This is a genomic window from Serratia sp. ID 25-353, from assembly GCF_054792795.1.
On record NZ_CM139236.1, the window covers coordinates 1,357,087 to 1,370,065 of the forward strand.

A 12,979-nucleotide genomic window follows, 5' to 3' on the forward strand; every position below is an offset into this window, starting at 1 on the left:
CGTTCGCGGGGTCGATTGGCGTGCGAGCGCCTGGCGGTTTCTGCACCATAATGAAAAACGTAATGTATTGATATGAAAGATTATAAAAACTCTTCGGGCACAAAAATTTTGCTGCTGTTCAGCCTGGCATTTTACACGCTGTTGCCACCGTTACTGACGACGGCCGTGTTCAACCGTTTCAATCTTAACCCGTTCGCAATCGTTAAATTTTTTCACTTTAACCCGTTTTTGGCCGATCGGGGCATACCCGGTTATCAGACTTTCTTTTATTTGCTGATGCTATGGTTGGGGCTGAATGTTTTGCTCTGGCTGCTGGTGTGGGGGGCGGGGCGATGGTATCAGCGCTGGCGAGCGCCGCGCGGCTGATATTTTCCCAAAGGAGATAAGTTGCGTAGGGAAATGACTTTACATTCAATAATGAGACGTATTATCATTCGCGGCACCGGTGAGGGGAAAAGGGTTGTCTCCTTCTGTGCCCCCCGATCCGGTACGACATTGCTCACATTGCTTCCAATTTTCATGCCAGCCTTGCGCTGGCTTTTTTTATCCCACGCCAAAAACCCTGACGTCGGTGGTCAGTCTCTTTTCATTAGCATGACTGTTTAAAAACCCAAGCCCGCCGCGAGGTCTGTTGGGGGGATTAGAACAGCGAAAACAGCAACACGACCGGCAGACTCAGCGGCCAGGTTAACCCGATGGTCAGTGCGCTGATACAGCGAATTTTGACGGTGTCCCGGCTAACCAGGTAGGTGAAAACCATTGAAACTAACAGACCAATAAAATAACAGTATTGCGTTGCAACCCACAGCGACGACATGAAACCCGATCCCAGTTGTATTTTTACGCGCGAATTCTAGGAGCTTGGCGGGTGATAATCAATGACCAAAGGCCGTTTATTCATACCTTTATCCATAAGAATGCATAATTTATTTCTATAAAGAACGTAGGGTTATTAACGGCTTTCCGGTTATTACAAAAAGAAATCAACAACATAGTTACCGGTAACATTTTGCGTCGGGCAAGCCCTCTCTTTGGGTGGGCTGCGCCAGGTCAGAAAAAAGTCGACGAGGGATGCAGAAAGGGGATAGGACTATTATCCGTAAATATTATTGATGTATCTGTGGGCGGAAAGGTTAAGGCGAGATGGCGTCAGATTTCGCTTTCATTGGCGCTTTGGGGGCCGGTTTTAGCGCATCGTCCCGATGCGCTGCTTGCCAGTCGGGGAGGGGTATTTATTGCCGCCGCAGGTTTAATGAATGTTAAGACCGTAGACGAACAGCCACGAAAACAGCAGCGCCAGCAGGCATGCCATAAAAACGATGGAGATCATTTCCTTCACAACTTCATTCCTTTTCCCGGTGAGCTAAATTTACTTCTCTTTGTTTTTGCGCGAAATTTTAGATCGGTATGGGTAAAAATCCTAGTTTTAATCCCTTTTTTTCTCTGGCCTTACGGCGTAAGCCGCTTCGATAACGCCGTGGCGACGCCGGAGGATCGGGGCGGTTAACCCGTCGTAGCTATTGCTGAACGCCATGGGGCTGACTATATAAAATGGGGACTACGTGGCGTCGAAGGCAGCCAGGCACTTTCCTTAATCGGGGCTGTTCATCTGCCTGCGGTGCTTTACTATGAGGTGAAGGAGTCGGCAATGAGCACAAAACCCACTATCGTGCTGGTACACGGATTCTGGGGCGGCGCGGCGCACTGGAGTAAGGTCATCCTCGAGTTGTCGCGCAGGGGATATACGGCGATTCATGCGGTGGAAATGCCGTTGACATCGCTGGCTGAGGATGCTGAGCGCACGCGCAAGATGGTCGCACAGCAAGCGGGACCGGTATTGTTGGTGGGGCACTCTTACGGTGGTGCCGTGATCACGGCAATGGGCAACCAGCCTAACGTGGTCGGTCTGGTCTACATCGCCGCCTTTGCGCCGGATGTCGGCGAAAGCCCCGGCGGCATTACGCAAGCGCATCCTCCTGCGGCAGTCGCGAATCTGGCGCCGGACAGCGACGGCTATCTGTGGATCAAAGCCGACAAGTTTCACGAGAGTTTTTGCCAGGATCTTACCCCCGACGAGGCGCTGGTGATGGCGGTGGCGCAGAAGGCCCCGCTGGCCGATACCTTCGGTAACACCATCGGCGAACCGGCATGGAAACATAAACCGTCATGGTATCAACTTTCCAGCGACGATCGCATGATAGCGCCGGAGAATCAGCGGCGAATGGCGCAGCGGCTGCAGGCCAAGAAAATCATGGTGCTGAATGCCAGCCATGCCTCGCTGGTTTCCCATGCCGATGAGGTGGCGGGTTTGATTGACGAAGCGGCCGGTTTGAAATAAAGCAGGGGCAGGAAGGTTTGCCGGACTAAAGGGGGGCATTCTGCGACAGATTATCCCTTCGCTGCCTATTACGGCGGACTAAAGAGCCGGTGTAATAGGAGCGCATTAGGGATAAGCGCTGATATCGCTATCGATATTAATGATTAACAGCATCATTAACACCACGAGGGCGGCAATAGTCTGCCTTACGCATATCGCCTTAGCGCCCGTTAACGCCGATCATTTCTATTGCCGCACGATGCAACCGCTGAAAATAATCGTCGGGCTGTTTTTCTATCTCCTGGATAAGGCTGGCGAGCAGGTTCTGTTTGGTTATCGGCTTGTTGGCGGTCAGTACCAGCAGCACGTTTTTGCCGAGCAGGCAGCATATTTGCTTATGGTATTCATCAACATCGTGCTTGTTGAGGCCATAGAGGGTGTAGTCGATCATGATGTCTAACCTGCTGACAGGTAAATGCCCGCCGCAGCGGGCTGAGAAGCCATATAAAAATAAAGTGAGGCAAATTTCGCTTAGGAAGAGACTTAAGCGATGGAGTAACGATAACTGAATGGGAATATTCCTATCAAGCCGTGTGGGCGTAGCGGCGAATGTTTAGGAATAACCTCAGAAGAACAAATAATAGAGAGGACCGTTCTGGGGAATCTGACTTATTATTTGTGTTGCTATTGTTTAAAAATCAAACATACGTGATGTAAATATATAATGCGAAAAAGAAACAGCCGGAAAACGGCGTTTTCCGGCTGTGGTGACATTTACGCGATGTTATTCACACGGTCTGCTTGCGGAACAGTTCGCGGAATACCGGATAGATATCGTCCGGTTCGCGGATATGCTGCATGGCGAAGTTGTCGAATTTCGCCTGCAGATCCTCGTATTCACGCCACAGCGTTTGGTGAGCGCGGCGAGTGATTTCTATGTAGCTGTAATAACGTACCATCGGTAAGATCTTCTTCGCCAACAGCTCATGACACAGCGGTGAATCGTCGGCCCAGTTGTCGCCGTCCGACGCTTGCGCGGCGTAGATATTCCATTGCGCCGGGTCATAACGCTCTTCGACCACGTCATTCATTAACTTCAGCGCGCTGGAGACGATGGTGCCGCCGGTTTCCTGCGAATAGAAGAACTCCTGTTCGTCCACCTCTTTCGCTTGGGTGTGATGGCGAATATAGACTACCTCAACGTTTTTGTAGGTTCGGCTCAGGAACAAATAGAGCAGAATGTAAAAACGCTTGGCCATGTCTTTGGTCGCCTGGTCCATCGAGCCGGACACGTCCATCAGGCAGAACATCACCGCCTGGCTGGAGGGCTCCGGCCGGCGCTCATAGTTTTTGTAGCGCAGGTCGAAGGTATCGATAAAGGGTACGCTTTCGATTTTCTTGCGCAGTTCGGCAATTTCCTTGCGCAGCCGCTCCTCTTCCAGCAATTGCACGGGTTCGGTGTTTTCCAACTGGGTCAGCGCATCTTCCAGCTCGTGCAATGCGCGTCTTTTACCGGCGGTCATGGCGGTACGCCGCGCCAGCGAATTCTGCAGCGAACGCACGACGCTGATGTTGGCCGGCACGCCGTTGGCGGTATAGCCGGCGCGGTGGGTTTTGAACTCGGTCAACTGCTTGTATTGGTTCTTTTTCAGGTTGGGCAGGGCGAGATCCTCGAACAACAGATCGAGGTATTCGTCTTTGGAGATCTGGAAGACGAATTCATCCTGGCCTTCACCGTCCTGGCTGGCGTTGCCCTGGCCGCCGCCACCGCCTGCGCCGCCCTGAGGCCGCTCAACGCGATCGTTCTGCACGAAGTGGTCATTGCCTGGGTGAACGCGATGGCGAGTGCCGCCGCGCCCCTGATGAAACATCGGTTCGTTGATATCGTCAGTGGGGATGGAGACCGACTCCCCGCTGTCCACGTCGGTGACCGAACGCTTGTTAATGGCTTCGGCAATCGACTGTTTGATTTGCGACTTATAACGGCGCAAGAAGCGCTGGCGGTTCACCATGCTCTTGTTTTTGCCGTTCAGCCGTCGGTCAATGAAATAGGCCATACTTCCCCCAAACGACGTTGCCAACTCTTCATGTCCCGGCCGCGGCAGCGCAATAAGCCAGCCCCTCCGTGGGCTTCGCTGCAACGTCCATGACTGTGGACATGGCCCTGATAATGCCGCTTACCTGAGGCGTTATGAGGATTTTCTTACCCGCAGATACCATTCACACAGCAGGCGCACCTGCTTGCGGGTATAGCCTTTCTCCATCATGCGGTCGACGAAATCGTCGTGTTTTTTCTGCTCGTCCGTCGACGTTTTGGCGTTAAACGAGATGACCGGCAACAGCTCTTCGGTATTGGAGAACATTTTCTTCTCGATCACGGTACGGAGCTTCTCGTAGCTGGTCCAGTTCGGATTGCGGCCGTTGTTGTTGGCGCGGGCACGTAGCACGAAGTTCACGATTTCGTTACGGAAATCTTTCGGGTTGCTGATACCGGCCGGTTTCTCAATTTTCTCCAGTTCGGCGTTCAAAGACTCGCGGTCGAACAGCTGACCGGTGTCGGGATCGCGATACTCCTGATCCTGGATCCAGAAGTCCGCGTAGGTCACGTAACGGTCAAAAATGTTCTGTCCGTATTCCGAGTAGGATTCCAGATAGGCGGTCTGGATCTCTTTGCCGATAAACTCGGCGTATTTCGGGATCAGATAGCCTTTCAGGTGTTCCAGGTATTTCTCGGCCAAATCCTGCGGGAACTGTTCGCGTTCGATCTGCTGCTCCAGCACATAGAACAGGTGTACCGGGTTGGCCGCCACCTCGGCGTGATCGAAGTTGAATACCCGCGAGAGGATTTTAAAGGCGAAACGGGTGGAGAGGCCGTTCATGCCTTCGTCAACCCCGGCGTAGTCGCGGTACTCCTGATAGGACTTGGCTTTCGGATCGGTATCCTTGAGGCTTTCGCCGTCATACACGCGCATTTTCGAGTAAATGCTCGAGTTTTCCGGCTCTTTCAACCGCGACAGCACGCTAAACCGCGCCAGCGTTTCGAGGGTGCCCGGCGCGCAGGGCGCATGGGTCAGCTCGCTGTGATCCAGCAGCTTGTCGTAAATCTTGATCTCTTCCGACACGCGCAGGCAGTAAGGCACCTTGACGATGTACACGCGGTCGAGGAACGCTTCGTTGTTCTTGTTGTTGCGGAAGGTCACCCACTCGGATTCGTTGGAGTGCGCCAGAATAATGCCGCTGAACGGCAGGGCGGAGATGCCTTCGGTGCCGTTGTAGTTGCCTTCCTGGGTCGCGGTCAGCAGCGGATGCAGCACCTTGATCGGCGCTTTGAACATCTCGACGAACTCCATAATCCCCTGGTTGGCGCGGCACAGGGCGCCGGAGTAGCCGTAGGCGTCCGGATCGTTCTGCGCGTGGTTTTCCAGTTTGCGGATATCCACTTTACCGACCAGCGCCGAGATGTCCTGGTTGTTCTCATCGCCTGGTTCGGTTTTGGCGATGGCGATCTGCTCCAGGATGGAAGGGCGCACTTTCACGACTTTAAACTTGGTGATGTCGCCGCCGAACTCATGCAGGCGCTTCGCCGCCCACGGCGACATGATGGTGCCGAGATAGCGACTCGGGATGTTGAACTCTTTCTCCAGGATCGAGGCATCTTCCTGCGGGTTGAACAGGCACAGCGGATGATCGTTGACCGGGCTGCGCTCGCCGTTGGCGCTGAGGGTGTAGATGGGCACGCGCTGCATCAACGCCTTGAGACGTTCCGCCAGCGAGGATTTACCGCCGCCCACCGGGCCCAGCAGGTACAAGATCTGTTTCTTCTCTTCCAGGCCCTGCGCGGCGTGTTTCAGGTAAGAGACGATCTGTTCGATGGCCTCTTCCATGCCGTAGAATTCTTCGAAGGCCGGATAGCGTGCGATCACGCGGTTGGAGAACAGGCGCGACAGGCGTGACTCTAGCGCAGTGTCGACCATCACAGGTTCACCGATAGCCATCAGCAGACGTTCGGCCGCGTTGGCATAGGCACTGCGATCTTGCCGGCAAATGGTAAGAAATTCCTGCAGTGTGAACTCTTCGTCCTTGGCAGCCTCGTAGCGCTGGCGATAGTGGTCAAATATGTTCATGATGCCCGTCCTTTCGTTATTAGCACAGGTTAAAGAGAGCGTGTGATAGTGTTCTGGCCCCCGGAAGATGAGAATACGCCTGAGTACAGCAACCCGTATGCCAACTTGGTGCGCTTATTATCGCGAGTTGCGCTGTATGCCGCTGGGCCCAGGATAAATTCGCCTTCTGATTTAAGCTTAGTTTGCTTGCCGGAAAATTTCCTGCCGCAGAAAAAGCTTTTTTTAAGTCATATCAATGACTCAGTTATTACTGTGTAAGCCAAATGCCTTGTCTGGCGCGGCCTGCGGGATGAAACGTCATCGTTCCGCCATGATTAATTCATAATTCCGCTATAAGTTATTCGATCTTGGTCGTTTTCTATTGTAAAGATTAGGCGCGCAACTAAATTTTCACATAAACTATTGCGGCTATTAACCCTGTAATTTATGGAAAAAGAACCAGTGAAGATTTCAAAACTCAAAACGCTAGCAATTATCGCTTCCGCAATGGTTTGTGCGCAAAGTGCTCAGGCGGGAACCTGGTCACTTGGCGCTGCCGCGCTGGTTAGCCCGGACGCGTATCGCGGTTATCAGGACCGCGTTTATCCGGTGCCCGTCATCGACTATGAAGGTGACGACTTCTACTTCCGTACTCTGACCGCCGGTTACTACCTGTGGAAAGATCAAGAAAACCAGCTGAGCATCATGGGTTACTACACGCCATGGGGCTACCGTCCGGGCGACAGCGACGACGATCGCATGAAGCGCCTCGACAAGCGTCGCGGCACGCTGATGGCCGGCCTGGCCTATTCGCACAACGCCCAGTGGGGCACTATCCGTACCACTTTCACCGGCGACACGCTGAACAACAGCAACGGGCTGGTGGGCGATGTGGCTTATCTGTACAAGTTTGATCTGGACGCGCTGACGCTGGTCCCGGGCGTGGGCGTGATGTGGAACAGCAAGAACCAGAACAAATATTACTACGGCGTCAGCGCCAATGAATCGCGCCGCAGCGGCCTGGACAGCTACACCCCAGGTGATAGCTGGGCACCGTATCTTGAGCTGAGCGCCAATTACCAGATCAACAAAAGCTGGAATGCCTTCTTCGTCGGCCGCTATGTGAAGTTGTCGGATGAAGTGAAAGACAGCCCGATGGTGGATAAATCCTACACCGGTTTGTTGATGACGGGTGTGAGCTACACCTTCTAATCACGCATTGCACGATTATCGTGCGTGACGTGCATCAAAAAGGGGCGCTGGCGCCCCTTTTGCACATCTGCAGTGCGCTTTCGCGCACGGCTCCTCAGGCCTTCTTACGGCTGCGGAAGGTCACACCCAAACGGGCAGGTTGCTCGCCGGCGGCGACCAGCGGTTTGCTGACGCGCCCAGTCTCGATGCAGACCATGGTCTTGTAACCGTCGTTCGGCATATCCCCCATGCTGCAGGAAAGCTCCACGCCGGGGTTCCACGCGATGACGTCGCTCATATGATGGTGGTGAACCTCGATGGTGCGTGCGAGCGCCGAATCGCGGATCTGGCTGAAGGCTTCCGGGCGGGTATAGACGCGGTCAGTTTGGCCTATGAAGGTCACTTCGCCCGCCTGGCGCGCCTCTGCGCCGCCCGCCACCTTGTCGATATAAGGCTCGCCCAGGCCCGCCACGCTGACCCGATCGATATCGCCGACCTGGAAGTAGCTGTGCAGCGCCGCCGTGGCCTGATAATCGCCGTGCGATTCCAGTTCGATCTCGCACTCCGCACCCAGCTTGAAGCGGGCAATCAGCGTGAAGGCGTGCGGCCACAGTTTGCGGGTCTGCTCATTGTCTTTCAGCGTAAAGGTCAGGATGACGCCGTTGTCATCTTCATCGTGCGCCGTCAGGCTCCAGGGTTGGTTGCGGGCAAAACCGTGGGAGGGTTGCGCCACCGGGCCGAACCACGGCCAGCAGATTGGCACGCCGCCGCGGATGGCCTTGCCTTTGGCGAAGGGGGTATTGCTGCTGAGCCAAATCACCGGTTGCTCACCGCTGGGCTGCCAGGCCAGCAGATGGGCACCTTGCAGCGCGACGGCCGCGCGCACTTTCGGGTGCGACACCACAACCACGCCCAGCTCATCGAGTTGACGCTGGCTGATGTAAGGCGAAATCTGTTCGGAAACGGGCAGGGTGAAAATTTTCTCGTTCATTTCATGACCTATTGTTTGCCGGAGATACAAATAAAAAAGGGCGACAAAAATGTCGCCCTCATTATCAGCTTAACATCATGCCATTACTTGGAGATGTGAGCGATCAGATCCAGAACCTTGTTGGAATAACCGGTTTCGTTGTCGTACCAGGAAACCAGTTTCACGAAGTTGTCGTTCAGTGCGATACCGGCTTTGGCATCGAACACGGAAGTCAGCACTTCGCCGTTGAAATCGGTGGACACCACGTCGTCTTCAACGTAGCCCAGAACGCCTTTCATAGAACCTTCAGCGGCATCTTTGATGGCTTTCTTGATTTCTTCGTAGGTCGCCGCTTTTTCCAGACGCACGGTCAGGTCAACAACGGATACGTTTGGCGTCGGTACGCGGAATGCCATACCGGTCAGTTTGCCTTTCAGCTCTGGCAGAACAACGCCAACCGCTTTCGCTGCGCCGGTAGAAGAAGGGATGATGTTCTGGGATGCGCCGCGGCCGCCGCGCCAGTCTTTGTGGGACGGGCCATCAACGGTTTTCTGCGTGGCGGTGGTCGCGTGAACGGTGGTCATCAGGCCTTCAACGATACCGAAGTTGTCGTTGATGACTTTAGCCAGTGGCGCCAGGCAGTTGGTGGTGCAAGAGGCGTTGGACACGATGTCCTGGCCGGCATATTTATCAAAGTTGGCACCACGCACGAACATTGGGGTCGCATCTTTGGATGGGCCAGTCAGAACGACTTTTTTAGCGCCAGCGGTGATGTGTTTACGTGCGGTTTCGTCGGTCAGGAAGATACCGGTCGCTTCAGCAACCACGTCAACACCCACTTCGTTCCACTTCAGGTTAGCCGGGTCTTTCTCTGCGGTAACACGGATGGTTTTGCCGTTAACAACCAGATGGCCGTCTTTAACTTCTACCGTACCGTTGAAACGGCCGTGAGTAGAGTCATACTTCAGCATGTAGGCCATGTACTCCGCGTCCAACAGGTCGTTGATTGCAACGATCTCGATGTCAGAACGCTCTTGAGCAGCACGGAAAACAATGCGACCGATACGGCCAAAACCGTTGATACCTACTTTGATAGTCATATATTCCACCAGCTATTTGTTAGTGAATAAAAGGTTGGTTGTAAAATTACAAAAACCTTACCCAGCGTCAAGCGGAATCGTGTCAATTCTTGCGGCAAGTCAAACCGGAAGGGTGGTTTTGCACGCTTATTGCACAGTCCATTTGCGCTCGGCCTCATCCGTTATATGGGGACAAGCCGCCAAGTATAAAGTCAGCATACGCAAGATGTGTGATCGCTATCACATATCATCGTGACGTGGCCTTTATGGGCTACAGTTTAGGCCAAAAATCCCTGCAGCGGTGTTAATTTTTTGTTATTATTAATCATTGTTTTCGTTGACATTATCCACATTCAGAGATAAGCACAAATGGCTAAAGAGACAACCCCCGGTCATCCGGTCACGGAACTGAATGAAATCCAACGTTATGTGACGCAACAGCGCGGTACCGAAGCGCCGTTCAGCGGCAAATTGCTGCACAACAAACGCGAAGGCGTGTACCATTGCCTGTGCTGTAACCAGCCGCTGTTCTATTCCGAAACAAAATACGATTCCGGCTGCGGCTGGCCGAGCTTTTATGAGCCGGTTTCCGCCGATGCAATCCGTTATCTTGATGATAATTCACATAATATGCATCGTATTGAAATCCGCTGCGGCCACTGCGATGCGCACCTGGGGCATGTTTTCCCCGATGGCCCGCAGCCGACCGGCGACCGCTATTGTGTCAACTCCGCCTCGCTGAGTTTCACCGATGGCGAAAATGGCGACCAAACGGCCGGCTAAGTAGTAATTTAACCAACAAAATCGATTCAGCTAATTATTCATCCGTAAGCGAGAAGGGCTCTGATGGACGTGAAAGATCTGATTGCGGCGATGACGCCCGAGATATACCAGCGTTTGGTACAGGCGGTTGAGCTGGGCAAATGGCCGGACGGCGTGGCGCTGACGCCGGAGCAGAAAGAAAACAGCCTGCAGGCGGTGATGCTGTGGCAGTCGATGAACAACGTCGATCCGCAGCACATGAGCATCGGCACCGACGGGCAAATCGTGATGAAGAGCAAGCAAGAGCTGAAACAGCAGTTCGTTGCCGAGCCGCTGGCCAAACTCAAACCGCAGTAAGGCTGCCCTAAAGCGGGGCGATGTCGACATCGCCCCGTCGATTTACCGTTTTTCGCCCTTAATCCCCAGCGATTCCGCCAGTTGCTGTGCCAGCCGGTTGTTGTCGTCTGCGCCGTACTCCCAGAACATCGCCCCTCCCAATCCCTGGTTTTTGATGTACTCGGCTTTGAGAGCTACCGAACGCGGGTTCTCGTAGGAGATAGCGAACAGCGATTTGCCTTCGGCAGATTGCAGCGTCAGGTAAGGCACCTTGGCGTCGTCATCCCAGTGCTCGCGAAAACGATGCTGCGGATCGTTGAGCAATTTGCTGACGATATCGTGGTATTTAACGTAAGTGTCTTTGCTGAGATCCAGCCCCAGCGCGTTGAACAGGGCGGTTTCTCGCGTGCTGAAGTCAGGCTGCGTCACCGGATGCTTGGCGGCATCCGGTTTGTCCCAGTCGATGCCCGCCTCGGTCGCCCGTTTCGGTACCCGGCCGTAGAAACCGATACCCAGGTTCATCTGTGCCGGTTTCAGTCCGGCAGCCAGATAATTCTTTACCACGAAATCGGCGCTGTAGCGGTCGGCGGTCGCCACGGTTGGCCAACGCTTTGAATCGTACAGGTTGGCATTGAAGTACTGTGTGCCGTAAGCCATGTCGTAAGTCATCAGATTGATGTAGTCGAGGTAAGGGGCAATGCTTTTCACATCGACCCATTCTTGCGGGCTTTTGACGTTGGCCCCGACGGCGATGGTTAACAGCTTGCCTTGCCCCAGCGCCTGGTGAAGCTCTTTCAGCAGCAGGGTGAAGTTGTCGCGATCCGCCGGTTGGCTTTCCACCAGCCCCCAGGCGCCGTTCACCGGATATTCCCAGTCCAGATCGATGCCATCCAGCCGATACTTCGCGATCACCTGCAGCGCGGAGCGAATGAATATCGCCCGGTTTTCCTCGGTAGCGGCGGCGGCGGAGAAGCCCCGTGCGCCCCAGCCGCCGACCGACAGCAGTACTTTCAGCTCGGGGTTCTGTTTGCGCAGCACCGGCAGCCGTTGCAGATCGGCCGTGACTTTCGGCGACAGGTAGATCTGGTGGCGGCGAGCGGGGTCTTTCAGCGCCGCGTTGGTTTCGTCTTTCTCGCCGTTGTAGATCAGGCAGAACGAATAGTTGAGGTGGGTGATTTGCGTGACGTCCAGCTTGTCGATGTCGCCACCGGGGCCGGCGGTGACGTCTCCGCCGCCGTTGAAGTAGCCGACGGAGAGATAAGCCGCCTGGGCCGTGCCTGCGCCGGCCATAGCCAACTGCACCGCCGCCAGCAATGGCAGCAGTTTTCGGGTTATTTTCATGTCTGTCTCCTTGGGTCGGCAAGGCCGACCGTACCGCCATAGGCGGTTACAATAAAGCCGGGCTCAGCGGGCCCCGGATGCGTATAACCGATTGACGCCAAAAGCGTCGCAGCCATAACAGCAAAAGCGCCTGCCGGTCACAAGCCGTTGGGGAAGAAGAAGGGCGGTATTGTGAGCGGCGTCGATATTTTCGCCGCCGCGCAGAGAGGGCGCCGGTGGCGCCCTGGAGGATTTAGTTGGCGAGAAATTGTGACAGGGTAACCAGTTGCGCACCGGCGCGCGCCATGTCCTGCAGCGCCCGCTCGCTGTCGCCTGGCTGCAGATTCACGCCGCGGCAGCCGTCGACGATCACCTGCGTTGGATAGCCGGCAGCCAGCGCATCCAGCACGCTGAACTTCACGCAGTAGTCGGTCGCCAGGCCCATGATTGCCAGCCGCCGGACGCCCTGCGATTGCAGCCAGCCGTGCAGCTCGGTCTGCGCACGGTGGCCGTTATCGAAGAACGCGCTGTAGCTGTCGATGTCCGTCTCCTGCCCTTTGCGAAAAACGGCATTGATGTGTTGCCGCTGCAACTGGGGGTGAAAATCGGCGCCGTGGCTCCCTTGCACGCAGTGTACCGGCCACCATACCTGCGGCAGGCCTTCCAGCTCGCCGAGGGTACCGACCTGCGCATGAGAGTTCACCGCAAAGCTGCGGTGATTGGCGGGATGCCAGTCCTGGCTGGCCACGATCGGCTCGCCACGCGCCAAACAGGCGGCGATCGCCTGATTGGCAACCGGGATGACGGCGTCGCCCGCCGTGACCGCCAGCGCGCCGCCGGGGCAGAAATCGTTTTGCAGATCGATCAACAACAGGGCCGTTTTCATCGCCGCTCCAGAGTT

General features: G+C 55.0%; 14 protein-coding genes. 6 read left to right on the plus strand and 8 right to left on the minus strand.

Annotated features, from left to right (window positions below):
• Positions 1-72 precede the first annotated feature (72 nt).
• Positions 73-366 carry a hypothetical protein gene (locus tag ACYF6X_RS06530; RefSeq protein WP_130018095.1) on the plus strand — a complete coding sequence of 98 codons (294 nt, stop codon included), beginning with the start codon at positions 73-75 and terminating at the stop codon, positions 364-366.
• A gap of 274 nt (positions 367-640) precedes the next feature.
• On the opposite strand, the gene ACYF6X_RS06535 is transcribed toward ACYF6X_RS06530, so the two are convergent.
• Positions 641-817, minus strand: coding sequence for a GhoT/OrtT family toxin (locus tag ACYF6X_RS06535; protein ID WP_025159799.1), 177 nt, complete (start codon positions 815-817; stop codon positions 641-643).
• Positions 818-1,120: 303 nt separating this feature from the next.
• Between ACYF6X_RS06535 and ACYF6X_RS06540 the strand changes: the two genes are divergently transcribed.
• Together ACYF6X_RS06540 and ACYF6X_RS06545 are read left to right on the plus strand one after the other, a co-directional pair.
• Positions 1,121-1,507, plus strand: coding sequence for a hypothetical protein (locus tag ACYF6X_RS06540; protein ID WP_130018094.1), 387 nt, complete (start codon positions 1,121-1,123; stop codon positions 1,505-1,507).
• Between the two features lie 141 nt (positions 1,508-1,648).
• Positions 1,649-2,338 (plus strand): alpha/beta hydrolase, encoded by a 690-nt coding sequence (locus tag ACYF6X_RS06545; RefSeq protein ID WP_033634814.1) that lies wholly within the window; start codon positions 1,649-1,651, stop codon positions 2,336-2,338.
• Between the two features lie 199 nt (positions 2,339-2,537).
• Here the strand turns inward: ACYF6X_RS06545 and ACYF6X_RS06550 are convergent, their stop codons facing one another.
• The 3 genes from ACYF6X_RS06550 to yeaG all read right to left on the minus strand — a co-directional run bounded on the left by ACYF6X_RS06550 (position 2,538) and on the right by yeaG (position 6,441).
• Entirely contained in the window at positions 2,538-2,768 is a 231-nt protein-coding gene (locus ACYF6X_RS06550; RefSeq protein ID WP_004932237.1) for a hypothetical protein, read from the minus strand.
• Between the two features lie 337 nt (positions 2,769-3,105).
• Positions 3,106-4,374 (minus strand): YeaH/YhbH family protein, encoded by a 1,269-nt coding sequence (locus tag ACYF6X_RS06555; protein WP_004932234.1) that lies wholly within the window; start codon positions 4,372-4,374, stop codon positions 3,106-3,108.
• 132 nt (positions 4,375-4,506) lie between these two features.
• Positions 4,507-6,441, minus strand: a complete 1,935-nt coding sequence (gene yeaG, locus ACYF6X_RS06560) for a protein kinase YeaG (protein ID WP_025303096.1) — start codon at positions 6,439-6,441, stop codon at positions 4,507-4,509.
• A gap of 426 nt (positions 6,442-6,867) precedes the next feature.
• Between yeaG and ACYF6X_RS06565 the strand changes: the two genes are divergently transcribed.
• Positions 6,868-7,632 carry a MipA/OmpV family protein gene (locus tag ACYF6X_RS06565; RefSeq protein ID WP_063990128.1) on the plus strand — a complete coding sequence of 255 codons (765 nt, stop codon included), beginning with the start codon at positions 6,868-6,870 and terminating at the stop codon, positions 7,630-7,632.
• 94 nt (positions 7,633-7,726) lie between these two features.
• Here the strand turns inward: ACYF6X_RS06565 and ACYF6X_RS06570 are convergent, their stop codons facing one another.
• Both ACYF6X_RS06570 and gapA read right to left on the minus strand, forming a co-directional pair.
• Positions 7,727-8,602 carry a D-hexose-6-phosphate mutarotase gene (locus ACYF6X_RS06570; protein WP_063990127.1) on the minus strand — a complete coding sequence of 292 codons (876 nt, stop codon included), beginning with the start codon at positions 8,600-8,602 and terminating at the stop codon, positions 7,727-7,729.
• Between the two features lie 83 nt (positions 8,603-8,685).
• Positions 8,686-9,681 carry a glyceraldehyde-3-phosphate dehydrogenase gene (gene gapA, locus ACYF6X_RS06575; RefSeq protein WP_004932222.1) on the minus strand — a complete coding sequence of 332 codons (996 nt, stop codon included), beginning with the start codon at positions 9,679-9,681 and terminating at the stop codon, positions 8,686-8,688.
• Between the two features lie 348 nt (positions 9,682-10,029).
• Between gapA and msrB the strand changes: the two genes are divergently transcribed.
• Complete coding sequence (gene msrB / locus ACYF6X_RS06580) at positions 10,030-10,443, plus strand: peptide-methionine (R)-S-oxide reductase MsrB (protein WP_063990126.1); 414 nt, start codon at positions 10,030-10,032, stop codon at positions 10,441-10,443.
• Between the two features lie 63 nt (positions 10,444-10,506).
• Positions 10,507-10,779, plus strand: coding sequence for a YeaC family protein (locus tag ACYF6X_RS06585; protein WP_033634809.1), 273 nt, complete (start codon positions 10,507-10,509; stop codon positions 10,777-10,779).
• A gap of 42 nt (positions 10,780-10,821) precedes the next feature.
• Here the strand turns inward: ACYF6X_RS06585 and chiD are convergent, their stop codons facing one another.
• Entirely contained in the window at positions 10,822-12,099 is a 1,278-nt protein-coding gene (chiD, locus tag ACYF6X_RS06590) for a chitinase ChiD (protein ID WP_406879975.1), read from the minus strand.
• A 232-nt stretch (positions 12,100-12,331) separates the two neighbouring features.
• Positions 12,332-12,964: a bifunctional nicotinamidase/pyrazinamidase gene (pncA, locus tag ACYF6X_RS06595; protein WP_130018092.1), complete on the minus strand. Its 633-nt coding sequence runs from the start codon at positions 12,962-12,964 to the stop codon at positions 12,332-12,334.
• Positions 12,965-12,979: the final 15 nt, after the last annotated feature.